Here is a 15112-nt window from a genome sequence, read left to right on the forward strand (position 1 = left end):
CTTAGTGGGAACGGCCCGGCATGTCCGATGCGCAGGACGACCCGTTCCGACACGCGTCCGATATGTGGCGATGTGCCCATCCGCACAGTGGTGCTGTTACACTTTCCCTACCGTGAACGCACCAGACGCAACGGCATCCCCGGCGACCGAGCCGCAGGAGCAATCGAAAAAGACCCATATCCGCACCGTCGCCGACCTGTTCGTCGAATGTCTCGTCAACGAGGGCGTCGAGACCATGTACGGCATTCCGGGCGAGGAGAACATCCCGCTTATGGAAGCCATCGAACGTGACGGACGTATCCGCTTCGTCCTGACCCGCCACGAGCAGGGCGCCGGGTTCATGGCAGCCACGCAGGGGCATCTGACCGGTAAGCCGGGCGTGTGCCTGGCGACGCTCGGCCCGGGCGCGCTGAATCTCACGCTGCCGGTCGCGCAGGCGAACGCGAGCACGACGCCGCTGGTCGCGATCTGCGCGCAGGGCAACGTGACCCGCCTGTACAAGGAGTCGCATCAGATCGTCGATCTGGTGAGCGTGTTCCGTCCGCTCACCCAGTGGACGTCGATGGTGATGGAGCCCGCCTCCGTACCGGAGATGGTGCGCAAGGCGTTCTCGATCGCCCAGCGCAACCGCCCGGGCGCCACCTGTCTGATTCTGCCGGAGGACGTGGCCGAGATGCCGGCACCCGAGGACGCGCATCCGCTGCCGTTGCCGAACCCGATGAGCTTCGCCCCCACGCCGGACACGATCGAACGCGCGGTGAGCATCATCCGCGGCGCGAAGCACCCGATCATCCTCGCCGGCAACGGCGTGGCGCGCGGGCACGCGGAGAACCGTCTGCTCGCCCTCGCCGAGCAGCTCAACGTGCCGGTGGCGACCACGTTCGAGGGCAAGGGCGTGATCTCCGACCGCATTCCGCTGGCGCTCGGCGTGGTCGGGTTCATGCGCCACGACTACGAGAACTTCGCGTTCGACGAGGCGGACCTCATCATCGCGGTCGGTTTCTCGATCCAGCAGTTCGATCCGAAGAAGATCAATCCGAACGACGACAAGACGATCATCCACATCAACACGTTCATCGAGGACACGGACGCGCATTACTCGACGGCGCTGAACATCATGGGCAGCATCGACGCGACCCTGTCCGCGCTGGTCGACGCGCTGAAGCGCCATCATGTGACGTTCGGCGTGTCCCACCCGAAGATCCACGAGCTGCTGACGGACGAGTACGAGTCGTATGCCCAGGACGACTCGTTCCCGCTCAAGCCGCAGCGCATCGTCGCGGATACGCGTCGCGCGATGGAGACGGACACGGACATCGCGCTCGTCGACACGGGCGCGTTGAAGATGTGGATGGCGCGCCTCTACCCCACGTACTATTCGAACACGTGCGTGATCGACAATTCGCTGTCGACGATGGCGTGGACGCTGCCCGGCGCAGTGGCCGCCTCGCTGGAGAACCCGGGTCGTCCGGTGCTCGCGGTGATGGGCGACGGCTCGTTCATGATGAACGTGCAGGAGATCGAGACGGCGGTGCGCGTGGGCGCGCGCATCGTGATCCTCGTATGGGTGGACGAGGCGTACGGCCTCATCAAGTGGAAGATGGATCTGCACGACGGCAGCCACGAGTACGTGGACTTCAACAATCCGGACGTGGTGGCGCTCGGCATGAGCTTCGGCGCGAAAGGCCATCTCATCGAATCGGCGGACGAACTCTACCCGACACTGCGCTCCGCCCTGCGCTCCGGTTCGGGCATCGACATCATCGCCTGCCCGGTCGATTATTCGGAGAACATGAAGCTCATCGACAAGCTCGGTGAGGTCGACTTCAGCGCCTGATCGCCCGCTGGCAGACGGCGCATACGAAAAGGGCTGGGTTCCAGGTTGGAACCCAGCCCTTCGTTCGTCTATGGACGGAACGTCACTCCGCGTCACCGGAAGCGTCGCCCGCGGACGGGGCCGCGTCGGCGCCGACCAGCTCGGGCTTGCCGCCCTCGCCGTCGTCCTTCGGCTCCTCGAAGTCCTCGCCCTTGAACGTGAACTCGCCGAGGATGCCTTCACCCTCCGCGTCGACGACCACGCGCTGGCCGTCCGTGAGCTCGCCCATGAGGATCTTCTCGGAGATCGCGTCCTCGATGTCGCGCTGGATCACGCGGCGCAGCGGACGGGCGCCGAGCAGCGGGTCGAAGCCCTTCTGCGCGAGCAGATCCTTCGCGGCGTCCGTGAGTTCGAGCGACATGTGGCGGTCGAACAGACGGTCGTTGAGCTGCTTGACGTCGAGGTCGACGATCTGGCGCACCTGCGGCTCGGTGAGCTGCTTGAACACGATGATGTCGTCCAGACGGTTGAGGAACTCGGGGCGGAACTGCTGCTTGAGTTCGGCGCTCACCTGCTCCTTCATGCGCTGGTAGCTGGACTCGGTGTTGGAGCCCAGGTTGAAGCCCGTGTTGGCGGCCTTCGCGATATCACGCGTGCCAAGGTTGGTGGTCAGGATGATGATCGTGTTCTTGAAGTCGACCTTGCGGCCCTGGCCGTCGGTCAGATGGCCGTCGTCGAGCACCTGCAGCAGCGTGTTGAAGATGTCCGGATGGGCCTTCTCGATCTCGTCGAACAGCACGACGGAGAACGGCTTACGGCGCACCTTCTCGGTGAGCTCGCCGCCCTCCTCGTAGCCGACGTATCCCGGGGGCGCGCCGAACAGGCGCGAGGCGGCGTACTTCTCGGAGAACTCGGACATGTCGACGCGGATGAGCGCGTCCTCGTCGTCGAACAGGAATTCGGCGAGCGTCTTGGCGAGCTCGGTCTTGCCGACGCCGGTGGGGCCGGCGAAGATGAACGAGCCGGACGGACGCTTCGGATCCTTGAGGCCGACGCGCGTGCGGCGGATGGAACGGGACAGCGCGGAGACCGCCTCGTCCTGGCCGATGATGCGCTTGTGCAGCTCCTTCTCCATGTTGAGGAGCTTCTTCGATTCGGCCTGCGTGAGCTTGACCACGGGGATGCCGGTGGTGGAGGAGATGACCTCGGCGATCACGTCCTCGTCCACGACCATCTTCACGTCGGACTCGCCCTCGTGCCAGGCCTTCTGCTTCTCCTTAAGCTCGGTCTGCATCTTCTCGAGGTCGTCGCGCAGGGAGGCTGCCTTCTCGAAGTCCTGGTCCTTGACGGCCTGCTCCTTCTCGGCGGAGAGCTTCGTGACCTTCTGGTCGAGCTCCTTGAGCTCCGGCGGCGTGGTGAGGCGCTTGATGCGCAGGCGCGCGCCGGCCTCGTCGATCAGGTCGATGGCCTTGTCCGGCAGGTTGCGGTCCTGGATGTAGCGGGCCGACAGCTCGGCCGCGGACTGGAGCGCGCCGTCGGTGATGGTCACCTTGTGGTGGTTCTCGTAGCGCGAGCGCAGACCCTTGAGGATCTCGATGGTCTCGGCGATCGTCGGCTCATGCACCTGGATCGGCTGGAAGCGGCGTTCGAGGGCCGCGTCCTTCTCGATGTACTTGCGGTACTCGTCGGTGGTGGTGGCGCCGATGGTCTGCAGTTCGCCGCGCGCGAGCATCGGCTTGAGCATGTCGGACGCGCCGAGCGCGCCGTCGGCCGAGCCGGCGCCGACGATCGTGTGGATCTCGTCGATGAACAGCACGATGTCGCCGCGGGTCTTGATCTCCTTGAGGACCTTCTTGAGGCGCTCCTCGAAGTCGCCGCGGTAACGGGAGCCGGCCACCATGGAGCCGAGATCCAGCGAGTAGACCTGCTTGCCCTTGAGCGTCTCCGGCACGTCGCCTTCCTGGATCTTCTGCGCGAGGCCTTCGACGACGGCGGTCTTGCCGACGCCGGGCTCGCCGATCAGCACCGGGTTGTTCTTGGTGCGGCGGGAGAGCACGACCATGACGCGCTCGATCTCCTGGGAGCGGCCGATGACCGGGTCGAGCTTGCCCTCGGCGGCTTCGGCCGTGAGGTTGCGGCCGAACTGGTCGAGGATGGCCGAACCGGACTTGTTGGCCTTGTCGGCCACGCCACCGGCGTTCGCCAGATCGCCCTTGGCCTTGCCGTCGCCGGAGTTGCCGCGGATCATGTCGATGGTGGTGGAGCGCAGCTCGCCCAGATCGACGTCCATCTTGATGAGCACCTGTGTGCCCACGCCCTCGCCCTCGCGGATGAGGCCGAGCAGGATGTGCTCGGTGCCGATGTAGCTGTGGCCGAGCTGCAGCGCCTCGCGCAGGCTCAGTTCGAGCACCTGCTTGGCATGCGTGGTGAAGGGTATGTGGCCGTTGGACGTCGCGTTGCCCTTGCCGATCATCTCCTCGACCTGCTTGCGGGTGGCGTCGAGCTCCACGCCCTTCGCGGCGAGCGCCTTGGCGGCCACGCCCTCACCTTCGCGGATCAGTCCGAGCAGGAGGTGTTCGGTGCCGATGTAGTTGTGCTGGAGGGAGCGTGCTTCCTCCTGCGCCAACACGATCACGCGCCGCGCACGGTCTGTGAACCGTTCGAACATTATTGTCCTTCCTCAATTGACACTGCCCCTCACTTTAGCGATTCGCGGTGACGTTTGCCCCGTTGCGTCCCGGATTTCCGCTCAGGACGTATGGGAAGGCGATATGCTGGGACTGGTGGATGTCCTTCAGTCACGACCAAGGGAGGTTTACGATGACTACATTCGATTCCCCGTATGATCCGACGGCCGACATCGTCGTCGGCGTGGATGGTTCCGATGAGTCGTTCGCGGCGCTCAAATGGGCGATGCGCGAGGCCGGTCTGACGGGTCAACGCGTCAATGCGGTGTTCGGATGGACCCATTCATGGGATATGGGCGCCGAACCGGACAGCGAGGAGGCGTGGGACAAGGTGCGTCGCGACATCGCCGCCCAACTGCGCGAGTGGGTGGATGAGGCGTGCGCCGGCATCGACTTCGACGCCGACAGGCTGAAGCTCACGTCGGTGAAGGCGTCCGGCACGGCGGCGCTGCTCAAGATCGGCCGCGACGCGCAGCAGATCGTCGTGGGCCGCCGTTCGCTGGGCCGTGTGGCCCGCTGGTTCATGGGTTCGCTGTCCGCATCGCTCGCGGAGGAGGCCGAAGTGCCGGTCACCGTGGTGCGCGTCGCCGGAGGCGAGGACGAGTCGGTGACCGACGACATCGCGAACGCCCTCTCCCCCGTCAAGGAGACCGTGCACTATGTGCCGAGCGAGGGCGTGGTCGAGGAGTCGCGTCGCCCGGTGGTCGTCGGCGTGGACGGTTCGGACACGTCGCGTCGCGCGTTGGCGTTCGCGATCCGCGAGGCGCAGGTGCATGACGCGCCGTTGCATGTGCTGTTCTGCTGGCAGTTGAAGGATCTGGGCGTGGTGCCCGGCTACGAGCGTGCGGTCGCGCCGATCGAGGTGGGCCAGCGACGCGCCGAAGAGCTGCTCGCCGGGCTTTTGGCCGACACCGCCATCCCCGAGGGTGTCGGGGTGGAGTCGCACGCCTTCCACATCACCGCATCGAAGGGACTGGTGGCCGCATCCCGGTATGCGAGCCATCTGGTGGTCGGTTCGCGTGGCCTGAGCGGTCTGGACGCGCATTTCCTCGGCTCGGTGTCGCGTCAGATCGTGAACTTCGCGGAGTGCACGGTCACCGTGGTCCACTGAACGATGGCCCACTAGCGGCGGCAAGGGCGAGGCGGCAGGTGTGGAATCCCCGACCACGCCCGAGTGATACGGCGAGGGGAGGAGGCGATACGACATCGCTTCCTCCCCTCGCCGTGTTCGTCGCCGCCGCCGCGTCACTGCGCGGTGTCATCCGCCTCGGCGGCACCATCCTGCTCGGATTCATCGGACGTCTCGTCGGTGTGATCATCGTCGGCGGAACCACTGTCGGCCGGGTCGTTCGTCTCGCCGTCCACGGGCGTCTCCGGTTCCGTCGGCGTCGAATCGACGGCCGGATCAGCGGACTCCGTCACGTCCGTGTCAGCGGCGGAGTCCGGTTCTCCGGTACCGTCCGCATCGTCCGTATCGGCGTCCGCGTCCGTATCGGCGAGGCTAACGACCGCTTCGAGCTCCGGGCCGTCGTCCGCCTCCACGGTGTTCTCCTCGATTTCGGGGGCGTCCGCGTCGATCTCGGTGTTCTCCTCGATGTCCTGTTCGGTCGCCTCGGCGGTCTCGTCATCCGTCACGACGGTCTCCGCCGCGTCGACGGATTCCACCGTCTCCGGTTCGTCTGCGACGTCCGCCTCATCACCGGCGTCCTCCTGTTCGAGGAGTTCGATCTGCGCGCGCTCCTCGCGCGGCTTCTGCGCGATGATATCGATGTGCAGGTCATCGAAGGCAGGCTTCGACTGCACCCACAGGCGGCTCGGCTCCGGCGGATCGATCTCCGAATGTTCGCCGCAGCCGTGGTCGAGGGAGACGACGCGACCGTCGTCCGGGCTCCACTTGTTCGCGCACACGCCGAACAGCAGGTTCAACTCGCCTTTCAGCGGCACGAAGAACCCACAGGTCGAGCACAGATGACCGGACGCGGTCTTCGTGGACATGGCCTTCGGGCCGCGCGGCCCCTCATACCAGCGTTTCGCGGTCTGCGCACGCCCAAGCGGGGAGAGCACGTGGCGGCGGGACAGGTCGAATTCCTCGACCGCCTCGTCCACGTCCTCGCGCTGATCGGTCTCGCTTCGACCGTCTGCGGAATCGGCGGCGCCGTCGATGTCGGAATCCGCATCGCCATCGTCGCTGGCCGCGGCGTCGCCGGTTGTATCGGCGGTATCGCCCTCGTCGACGCCCTCGGCCGTATCGGGCACGGGCTCGGTCCTGCGGAAGCCGTCTTCGAGACGCGGATCGTCCGGGTCGGTGCCGATCGAATCGGTGGGCGCCAGGTCGGTCGGTTCCAGACGATCCTTCCATGGAATCCACGCCGGCGGCATGAGCGCGTCGTCGGTGGGGATCAGCGAGGACTCGTTGACCGTCCACCGGTCAAGCTCCTCGTCGTGGTACAGCGTGACCGACCACTGCCATCCCTCGTAGCCTTTGATGTGCGCGGCGACACGGAAATCCGTCACGCCGTCGCCCAGATCGAGGGCGTCGACGACGTCACCGACCTGCTCGGGTTCCTCGGCGACGGCGATCGCGACGGACCGCGCCAGTTCGCGCGGGTCGATGCGCGGCGCGTCGGGCGTGTCCGGCGTCGCCGCGTCCTGTCCGGGGGTCTCAATGGTATCGGTCATGGAACGGTCTTAATCCTCCACATCGAAATTGTCGGCCACGGCGCGCAGCAGCGTGGCGAGTTTGCGGCTTTCCGCCGCGGAGGGATAGCGGTGCCGGCGCAGCGTGTTGCCGGCCGCATCCAGCATCTTGATGAGGTCCTCGCAGATGGCGGCCATATCGTCCGGCTTCGGACGGGTGGCCTTCACCAGGGACGGCGCGGACGCGACGACCCTCACGCCCATCGCCTGCGGCCCTCTGCGGCCCGCCACTACGGAATACTCGACCTTGGCGCCCTTGCGCAGCGTGGTGACGCCGGTGGGCAACGCGGCCGCAGGCAGGAACACATCCCCGCCTTCCTCACTGGTGATGAAGCCATACCCCTTGGCGGCATCGAACCAACGAACTCGACCGGTGGGCATCGTACACTCTCGCTTTCCTTGTCTCCAATCGTTAAGCCGATTCATTCTACCGCACTCCCCCGCCACATGCCCTCGGCGTAGCGCCGGGGCATGTGCGGCGGAAGCTCACGTGCAGGCACCTACCGATTGAGCCAAGGCAGACGCTTCGGCTTCTCCTTCGCGGCCTTCTCCTTCTTCTCCTTGGCCTTCGTCGCCTTGGACGCACGGACCCGTATCGTGTCGTCGCCGTCGTTTCCCACGGCGGGTTCGACCGGACCGAGCGGCAGCACGATGGTGAACGTGAGCCCGCCGCCGTCGGTGGGTGTGGCGCAGATGAGCCCGTGATGCGCCTTGACGACGGACTGCGCGATGGCGAGGCCGAGTCCGGTGCCTCCCTTCTCGCGGGCTCGCGACGGATCGGCCGTGTAGAACCGTTCGAAGATCTGGTCACGTGACTCGTCCGGCACGCCGGGGCCGTGGTCCTCGAAGCGCAGCACGGCGCAGTTGGTGCCGGTGCGCATCGAATGCCCCACTTCGACCGCGTCGAGGAATCGTCGCATCGACTCGTCGGTGGACGGTAGCATGGCGAGCTCGTCGGGCCGGATGGAGGCGGGTACGATGCCCAATCCGATGCGGGCGGGCGAGTCGGAGGGCGTGTAGCGGTGGATGTTGCCGACGATGTTCGTCACCACCTGGCGAAGACGGGAGGCATCGCCGGTGAGTGTGACGGGGGTCATCTCGCCCGGCGCAATCGCGATGTCCGACGGCTGGTCGAGTCCTTCGGCCGGCTTGTAGACGATGGTGCCGCGCGTCACCTCGCGTTCGGGGTCGAGCGCGTACAGGTCGTCGAGCGCGTCGGCGACCACGCTGGTGAGCGATACGGTCTGCGTCATGTCGATGCCGCGCCCCTCGTCGAGGCGTGCGAGCGAGAGCAGATCTTCGACGAGCACGGTCATGCGCTGGCTGGACTTCTCGATGTGGGCGATCGACTCGTCGGCGCGCTCCAAGGCCCCCGGCATGCCGCGCTGCATCGTGTACAGCTCCGCATAGCCGTGGATTGCTGCGAGCGGGGTTCTGAGCTCATGACTCGCGTCGGAGACGAAGCGTTTCATCTTCGCCGTGGTCTGTTCCTGTTCATGGAAGCTTTTCTCGATGCGCGCGAGCATCGTGTTGAGGGAGACGGCGAGCGAGCCGATCTCCGTATTCTCGGGCGCCCACGGCACACGTTGGGTGAGGTCTCCGGCGGCGATCTTCGCGGCGGTCTTCTCGATGCGTTTGAGCGGGTCGAGCGTGCGCTGGATGGTGAGCGCGGCCAGGGAGCCGCCGAGCAGCACGATCGCGATGCCGACGGTCACGCAGTATTTGGTCAGCGTGTCGATGATGTCGATCTGGTCGGCGAGTGACAGACCGATGAACACGATGGCGGTGACGGTCTTGTCGGCGGACTGCCGTTGGAAGGCGGCGACTCGCCATGGCGCGCTCGCCTGGTCGAGCGTCTTGCGGCTGGGAGATGAGACAATATCCGGCTGTCCGACTCCCGGATCCCCCGCCCCGTCCTGCCCGGCGCCGCCGGCGTCGGAGCCACCGGACGCGTCGGGGCCACCGGAACCATCGGCCGTGCCGGAACCGCCGGAACCATCGGACGAATCGGAACCGCCTGTCGAGGACGACGATCCGTTCTTCGCTGCCGCGGCCTCCATCTGCCCCACCGTCGTGGAGACCCCACTCGTGGTGAACGGCTGCCCGAGCGAATCCACGTCGATCTGGCTGTTGGACGGCAGTTGGGGAATCGATACGACGTTGCCGTCGAGTACCGGGTAGAGCAGCGTGTCGACCTGCCCGGTGAGCTTGCCGTTCTTGACGGGCCTGACCTGGAGGAAATACGTGTTGAGGCCGTTGTTGCGCAGGTCGGAGTCCCGTAGCAGCGTGCCGGTGAGCACGATGTTGCGCTGCGAGGTGATCTGCGAATCGGTTTTTTCGAGCAGGTAGCTGCCGACGAGCTGTCGGATGGACGCGGAGATGCCGATCGTGCCGACGATGAGCACCACGAGCGTGCATGCGACGAGCTTGGTGCTCAGCGAGACGCGGTCGATATGGTCGAGGAAGAACCGCGGGACGCGCCGCCATCCGGTCGGCTTCGGCGGCTTGAGGATGATGGCGCGCGTCGTGTCCGTTCGGTGGCCGTTCTTGGGCGGATAGTTCGGCTGGGGAATCATGACTTCGGTTCGCGGATCATGTAGCCGATGCCGCGCTTGGTCTCGATGAGCGGCGTGACCTTGTGCTTCTCGCCGTCCTCGCCTTCGACCATGACGCCGTCGACCTTCTTGCGCAGGTAGGAGATGTAGCTTTCGACGATGGCCGCGTCGCCGCCCCAGTCGTACTGCCACACGTGGTCGAGGATCTGCGCCTTGGACAGCACGCGTCCGGCGTTGTCCATGAGGTAGCGCAGCAGCTTGTATTCGGTGGGGCTCAGGTCGACGGTCTGTCCGGCGCGGGTCACGTCATGCGAATCCTCGTTGATCTCGAGGTCGCCGACGCGGATGATCGGGTCGTCGTCCACCTGTTCGCGGGTGCGGCGCAGGATGGCGCGGATGCGGGCGACGACCTCCTCCAGGCTGAACGGCTTGGTGACGTAGTCGTCGCCGCCGACGGTCAGTCCCATCACCTTGTCCTGCGTGTCATCGCGGGCGGTGAGGAACAGCACGGGGGCGTTGATGCCCTCCTGCCGGATACGGCGGGTGACGGTGAAGCCGTCGATGTCCGGCAGCATCACGTCGAGCACGATGAGATCCGGCTCGACCTTCTCGATGACTTCGATGGCCTCGGATCCGGAGGCGGCGGTGTTCACTTCGAATCCCGCGAAGTGAAGGGATGCGACCAGCAGTTCGCGGATGGACGGTTCGTCGTCGACGACGACGATGGATGCTTCGATGGGCTTGCTCATGGCTCCCAGCTTGGACTCGTTGCCTGTGGGTTTCCTGAGAGCCGACTGTGCATTGTCGCCCCGATGCCGTCAGCGGCCGAACGGCCCGCGACGGCGCTTGCGCGCCTCGCGCAGTTCACGCCGCGTCATCGGCCGTTCCGGTTCCTCCGCCAGGGCCATGACGGTCGGGGACGCCACCGTGTCGTCCGAGACGACGGTCGGATCCTCGGGCCCGGGCTCCGTTCCGGCCGCGGCACCGATGACGGACGCCTCAGCCTGCGACGGCTCCCGATCGTCGGCATCCACGGCCTGCGCCGCGTCCTCGCCGACCTCGCGGCGACGGCGCACGACGACGGTGACGATGATGACGACGACGAGCACGCCGAGCACGCCGACCATCACGATGACGCCGATCCGCATCACACCCGAATTCGTGGAGGTCTGCTTCTGCTGTTTGATCTCGTCCATCATGGCCATGGCGGCGCCGGGCCAGTCCTGCGCGCCCTGCTTGGTGAGCGGCTGCATGGCGGCTTCGCTCAGCGCGTCGATGGTCTTCTGGTTGTTGAGCCATTCATCGGAGTTCTTGGAGACGCATACGACGAGGCTGCCGTCGCCCGAGGCCACGGCGAGCAGGACGGTGTTCGGCTCCGGATCGGTGGATTCCAATGCGGATGAGGCGAACGCGGATTTGTCCTTCGTGCCGAAGCTGTCGACGTAGAGCAGACGCACGTGCACGCCGGTCTCCTCCTCGGTGCGCTTCATCGCATCGGAGACGGCCGACTCGTTCTTGCCGAGCAGGTTCTGCGTGTCGGTGATGTCGTTGGTAGTCGTGGGCGTGTCCGCGGCGAGGGCCGCGGGAGTTATCCACATCGCACACATCAGCGCAAGAACCAAGCAGACAAGCCATTTCCGCATCGGCGACACGCCGTCGACGGGGGCTCCGACCACAGGGGCCGTTTTTCCATTCCTCATTCGTGCAGACATCATAGACTCCACCTTAGCGACCGGTTGCACCAACAGACAATACCAGCCCATGACACAAAGGAGACGACGATGCCCCAATATCAGGTGGATTCGGAAAGGATCCAATCATCGAGCGCCGCGGTGCAGGCCTCGGTCGGTCAGATCAGACAGGCCGTGGCCGGCATGTACGCGAACCTCAACGCGTTGCAGGACGCCTGGCGCGGTTCGGCGGCCACGCAGTTCACCGCGGTGGCGGCCCAGTGGCGCGCCGCGCAACAGCAGATGGAGACGTCGCTGGAGTCGATCCAGAACGCCCTGACGCAGGCGTCCACGGTCTACGCGGACGCGGAATCCCAGGCCACGCGCCTCTTCGCGCAGTGATCCGGGCGCGATGATCCGACGGATTGCAGTGCCCGGATACGACGAACGGGGCCGTGCATGTCCCAAGACATGCACGGCCCCGTTCAGTCAGTCACCTGATGGAACCGATCGGCCTTCCGATCAGTAGCCCATGTCGGCGCCGGCGGCCGGGGCGGCCGGCTTCGGCTCCGGCTTGTTGGCGACGACGGCCTCGGTGGTCAGGAACAGGCCGGCGATGGAGGCGGCGTTCTGCAGGGCGGAACGGGTCACCTTGACCGGGTCGGTGACGCCGGCGGCCAGCAGGTCCTCGTAAGTGTCGGTGGCGGCGTTGAAGCCTTCGCCGTCCGGCAGGGAGCGGACCTTGTTGATCACGACGTCGCCGGAGACGCCGGCGTTCTCAGCGATCTGCTTGATCGGGGCCTCGATGGCGCGGAACACGATGGACGCGCCGGTGGCCTCCTCGCCGGTCAGCGAGGTGACGGCCTCATCGGACTCGGCCTTCTTGGCGGCCTGGACGAGGGCCACACCACCGCCGGGCAGCAGGCCTTCCTCGATGGCGGCCTTCGCGTTGCGCACGGCGTCCTCGATGCGGTGCTTGCGCTCCTTGGCCTCGACCTCGGTGGCCGCGCCGACCTTGATGACGGCGACGCCGCCGGCCAGCTTGGCGAGACGCTCCTGCAGCTTCTCGCGGTCGTAGTCGGAGTCGGTGTTCTCGATCTCGGCGCGGATCTGGGCCACGCGGGCGTCGATGTCCTCCTTGGAGCCGGCACCCTGCACGATGGTGGTCTCGTCCTTGGAGACGATGACCTTCTTGGCGTGGCCGAGCACGGAGACGTCGACGGAGTCGAGCTTGAGGCCAAGTTCGTCGGAGACGACCTGGGCGCCGGTCAGGATGGCCATGTCCTGGAGCATGGCCTTGCGGCGGTCGCCGAAGCCCGGGGCCTTGACGGCGCAGGACTTGAAGGTGCCGCGGATGTTGTTGAGGATGAGGGTCGGCAGCGCCTCGCCGTCGACGTCCTCGGCGATGATCAGCAGCGGCTTGCCGGTCTTCATGACCAGCTCGGCCACGTGGACGACGTCCTGCTGGCTGGACACCTTGCCGGAGGTCAGCAGGATGTACGGATCCTCGAGCACGGCGGTCTGGTCGTCGGCGTTGGTGACGAAGTACGGGGCGATGTAGCCCTTGTCGAAGCGCATGCCCTCGGTGAACTCGAGGTCCAGGCCGAAGCGGTTGTTGTCCTCGACGGTGACGACGCCGTCCTGGCCGACCTTGTCCAGGGCCTCGGCGATCTTCTCGCCGACTTCCGGATCGGCGGCGGAGATGGTGGCGGTCGCGGCGATCTGGTCCTTGGTCTCGACGTCCTTGGCGGCGGCGACGAGCTCCTTGACGATGGCGTCGGCGGCCTTCTCGATGCCGCGGCGCAGCGCGATCGGGTTGGAGCCGGCGACCACGTTCTTCAGGCCCTCATGCACGAGGGACTGGGCGAGCACGGTGGCGGTGGTGGTGCCGTCGCCCGCGACGTCGTCGGTCTTCTTGGCGACTTCCTTGACCAGCTCGGCGCCGATGCGCTCGTACGGATCCTCGAGGTCGATCTCCTTGGCGATGGAGACGCCGTCGTTGGTGATGGTCGGGGCGCCGTAGGTCTTGTCGAGCACGACGTTGCGGCCCTTCGGGCCCAGCGTGACCTTGACGGTGTTGGCGAGCTTGTCGAGGCCCTCCAGCATGCCCTGACGGGCATCCTCGTCATACGCGATGATCTTTGCCATGGTTGTGTTCATCCTCCAAATGGCTGGTGTACCGATGTCCACCCGCGAGGCCCGCGCGATACCGGCCGTCAGCCACCGGTTATCACTCCCGGCCTCCGAGTGCTAACCATGAGATTAGCACTCCACCCCGTCGAGTGCCAACATCCATCCATGCGATTGCGCTTTGGGCATGACCGCCCCCGCGCGGCGGGAGCCCCGGCCGGCGGCGTCGCCGGCCCGCGTCAGGGCATGAAAAAAGCCCCGTCATACCGACCGGGGCAAACCTGAGGGGTCCGAATCCTCAACCTCACGAACCTAGGGATTTCATGGTGGGCGATGTCACGAAAGTCACATCACATCGACGTTCACAATTTGGTGACCTTGGTGGCCTGCATGCCTTTCGGGCCCTTCTCGGCCTCGTATTCGACCTTGTCCCCCTCGTCGAGGGTCTTGAAGCCCTCGCCGGAAATCACCGAGTAGTGGACGAAGACGTCGTCACCGCCACCATCCGGTGTGATGAAGCCGTACCCCTTGCCGTTACTGAAAAACTTTACGGTTCCTTGCGCCATGTTGCACTTCCCTTAGCTGTGTGAGCTGTAATCTCTCCCGACGCGGAGGGAATAAAAGAACTACAACACCGCGCTCCCCCCGCCTCGCGACTAAAGGGACAGTATAGACGTGACCCATGTCAACGACAACAGGGGGAGCGCGAAAATGGAACGGACCATGGACGCGGCCCGTTGCGATGGCCCGCCGGCCGTCAGCTCATCAGCACGACGACGATGCCGCCGCCGAGGCCGCTGGCCTGCTGCACGTTCGAGATGCCGAGCGTGGACGCCACGTCGTCGGCGGTCGCCTTGTCCGCCTCGGACTCGTACCACACCACGGTGGCGGACGGCAGGCTGCCGGTCGGGTTGGAGGCGGCGACGTTCGTGTAGCCGGCCGAGGCGAGCACGTTCTGCTTGGTGGCGGCGTAGCCGGAGATGCCGGTGCCGTTGATGACGGTCACGCCCTTGGTCTTGTCCGGCTGGACGGCCTGCTGCGCCTGCTGGTCGGCCTGGGCCTGCTGCTGCTGGGACTGGGCCTGCTCCTCGGCCGCCTTCTTCTCCTGCGCGGCCTTCTCGGCGGCAGCCTTCTTCTCGGCGGCCGCCTTCTTGGCCGCCGCGGCCTTCTTCTTCGCCGCCGCCGAGTCCGACGAGGAGGCCGCGGCCGACGTCGAGGAGGACTGCGACCACGGCATCCTCACCTTGCCGGCCTCGCCCGAGAACACGCCCCACGCGCCGACGCCGCACAGCGCCGCGACCAGCACGACCACGACGAACGGCATGAACCTCGCCGCGGCCGAACGGGCGCCGCGATGCATGCCTGCCGGCCCCTTCGGCGGATTGTCGAACGCGTCCGGCTCGAAGGAATCCACCTCGTCCTTGTCGTTCTTCGCCATGATGTTCCTGTCCTCCATTCGTCACACTACCCACCGAGTGTAACGGCACGGCCGCCCGAACGGAACATCCCACCGTGTCACGCGCACACCACGCGCACATCACACGCGCATCACGCGCG

Annotated in this window: 12 protein-coding genes; 3 read left to right on the plus strand and 9 right to left on the minus strand. The window is 66.1% G+C overall.

Annotation, left to right across the window (positions count from 1 at the left end; genetic code table 11):
- The first annotated feature begins 178 nt into the window (after positions 1 to 178).
- Entirely contained in the window at positions 179 to 1837 is a 1659-nt protein-coding gene (locus BSTEL_RS09220; protein WP_034529933.1) for an acetolactate synthase large subunit, read from the plus strand.
- 82 nt (positions 1838 to 1919) lie between these two features.
- Here BSTEL_RS09220 and BSTEL_RS09225 read toward each other — a convergent pair whose 3' ends face one another.
- Positions 1920 to 4484 (minus strand): ATP-dependent Clp protease ATP-binding subunit, encoded by a 2565-nt coding sequence (locus BSTEL_RS09225; RefSeq protein ID WP_034529889.1) that lies wholly within the window; start codon positions 4482 to 4484, stop codon positions 1920 to 1922.
- A gap of 152 nt (positions 4485 to 4636) precedes the next feature.
- Here BSTEL_RS09225 and BSTEL_RS09230 point away from each other — a divergent pair, with 152 nt between their 5' ends.
- Positions 4637 to 5614 carry a universal stress protein gene (locus BSTEL_RS09230; RefSeq protein ID WP_034529891.1) on the plus strand — a complete coding sequence of 326 codons (978 nt, stop codon included), beginning with the start codon at positions 4637 to 4639 and terminating at the stop codon, positions 5612 to 5614.
- 134 nt (positions 5615 to 5748) lie between these two features.
- Here BSTEL_RS09230 and BSTEL_RS09235 read toward each other — a convergent pair whose 3' ends face one another.
- The 5 genes from BSTEL_RS09235 to BSTEL_RS09255 all read right to left on the minus strand — a co-directional run bounded on the left by BSTEL_RS09235 (position 5749) and on the right by BSTEL_RS09255 (position 11353).
- Entirely contained in the window at positions 5749 to 7182 is a 1434-nt protein-coding gene (locus BSTEL_RS09235) for a DUF3027 domain-containing protein (RefSeq protein WP_051923040.1), read from the minus strand.
- A gap of 9 nt (positions 7183 to 7191) precedes the next feature.
- Positions 7192 to 7581: a cold-shock protein gene (locus tag BSTEL_RS09240; protein WP_034529892.1), complete on the minus strand. Its 390-nt coding sequence runs from the start codon at positions 7579 to 7581 to the stop codon at positions 7192 to 7194.
- 119 nt (positions 7582 to 7700) lie between these two features.
- Positions 7701 to 9776 (minus strand): sensor histidine kinase, encoded by a 2076-nt coding sequence (locus BSTEL_RS09245; protein ID WP_084686240.1) that lies wholly within the window; start codon positions 9774 to 9776, stop codon positions 7701 to 7703.
- On the minus strand, positions 9773 to 10504 hold the full coding sequence (locus BSTEL_RS09250; RefSeq protein ID WP_034529893.1) for a response regulator transcription factor: 732 nt from the start codon (positions 10502 to 10504) through the stop codon (positions 9773 to 9775). The genes BSTEL_RS09245 and BSTEL_RS09250 overlap by 4 nt, the downstream gene beginning before the upstream one ends.
- A 69-nt stretch (positions 10505 to 10573) precedes the next feature.
- Positions 10574 to 11353 (minus strand): TPM domain-containing protein, encoded by a 780-nt coding sequence (locus tag BSTEL_RS09255; RefSeq protein WP_162178996.1) that lies wholly within the window; start codon positions 11351 to 11353, stop codon positions 10574 to 10576.
- 183 nt (positions 11354 to 11536) lie between these two features.
- Between BSTEL_RS09255 and BSTEL_RS09260 the strand changes: the two genes are divergently transcribed.
- Positions 11537 to 11827, plus strand: coding sequence for a WXG100 family type VII secretion target (locus BSTEL_RS09260; protein WP_034529895.1), 291 nt, complete (start codon positions 11537 to 11539; stop codon positions 11825 to 11827).
- Between the two features lie 120 nt (positions 11828 to 11947).
- On the opposite strand, the gene groL is transcribed toward BSTEL_RS09260, so the two are convergent.
- The 3 genes from groL to BSTEL_RS09275 all read right to left on the minus strand — a co-directional run bounded on the left by groL (position 11948) and on the right by BSTEL_RS09275 (position 14993).
- On the minus strand, positions 11948 to 13573 hold the full coding sequence (groL, locus tag BSTEL_RS09265) for a chaperonin GroEL (protein ID WP_034529898.1): 1626 nt from the start codon (positions 13571 to 13573) through the stop codon (positions 11948 to 11950).
- A gap of 344 nt (positions 13574 to 13917) precedes the next feature.
- Positions 13918 to 14121, minus strand: coding sequence for a cold-shock protein (locus tag BSTEL_RS09270; protein ID WP_034529900.1), 204 nt, complete (start codon positions 14119 to 14121; stop codon positions 13918 to 13920).
- Positions 14122 to 14312: 191 nt separating this feature from the next.
- Positions 14313 to 14993, minus strand: a complete 681-nt coding sequence (locus BSTEL_RS09275) for a LytR C-terminal domain-containing protein (protein WP_034529902.1) — start codon at positions 14991 to 14993, stop codon at positions 14313 to 14315.
- Between the last annotated feature and the right edge of the window lie 119 nt (positions 14994 to 15112).

It is taken from the genome of Bifidobacterium stellenboschense (assembly GCF_000741785.1).
GTDB classification, from domain to species: Bacteria; Actinomycetota; Actinomycetes; order Actinomycetales; family Bifidobacteriaceae; genus Bifidobacterium; species Bifidobacterium stellenboschense.

What these genes read in the sequence shown, in the direction of transcription:
- BSTEL_RS09225 (WP_034529889.1), bottom strand. Translation starts at nt 4,484, where the DNA reads ATGTTCGAACGGTTCACAGACCGTGCGCGGCGCGTGATCGTGTTGGCG.
- BSTEL_RS09230 (WP_034529891.1), top strand. Translation starts at nt 4,637, where the DNA reads ATGACTACATTCGATTCCCCGTATGATCCGACGGCCGACATCGTCGTC.
- BSTEL_RS09235 (WP_051923040.1), bottom strand. Translation starts at nt 7,182, where the DNA reads ATGACCGATACCATTGAGACCCCCGGACAGGACGCGGCGACGCCGGAC.
- BSTEL_RS09240 (WP_034529892.1), bottom strand. Translation starts at nt 7,581, where the DNA reads ATGCCCACCGGTCGAGTTCGTTGGTTCGATGCCGCCAAGGGGTATGGC.
- BSTEL_RS09245 (WP_084686240.1), bottom strand. Translation starts at nt 9,776, where the DNA reads ATGATTCCCCAGCCGAACTATCCGCCCAAGAACGGCCACCGAACGGAC.
- BSTEL_RS09250 (WP_034529893.1), bottom strand. Translation starts at nt 10,504, where the DNA reads ATGAGCAAGCCCATCGAAGCATCCATCGTCGTCGTCGACGACGAACCG.
- BSTEL_RS09255 (WP_162178996.1), bottom strand. Translation starts at nt 11,353, where the DNA reads ATGTGGATAACTCCCGCGGCCCTCGCCGCGGACACGCCCACGACTACC.
- BSTEL_RS09260 (WP_034529895.1), top strand. Translation starts at nt 11,537, where the DNA reads ATGCCCCAATATCAGGTGGATTCGGAAAGGATCCAATCATCGAGCGCC.
- groL (WP_034529898.1), bottom strand. Translation starts at nt 13,573, where the DNA reads ATGGCAAAGATCATCGCGTATGACGAGGATGCCCGTCAGGGCATGCTG.
- BSTEL_RS09270 (WP_034529900.1), bottom strand. Translation starts at nt 14,121, where the DNA reads ATGGCGCAAGGAACCGTAAAGTTTTTCAGTAACGGCAAGGGGTACGGC.
- BSTEL_RS09275 (WP_034529902.1), bottom strand. Translation starts at nt 14,993, where the DNA reads ATGGCGAAGAACGACAAGGACGAGGTGGATTCCTTCGAGCCGGACGCG.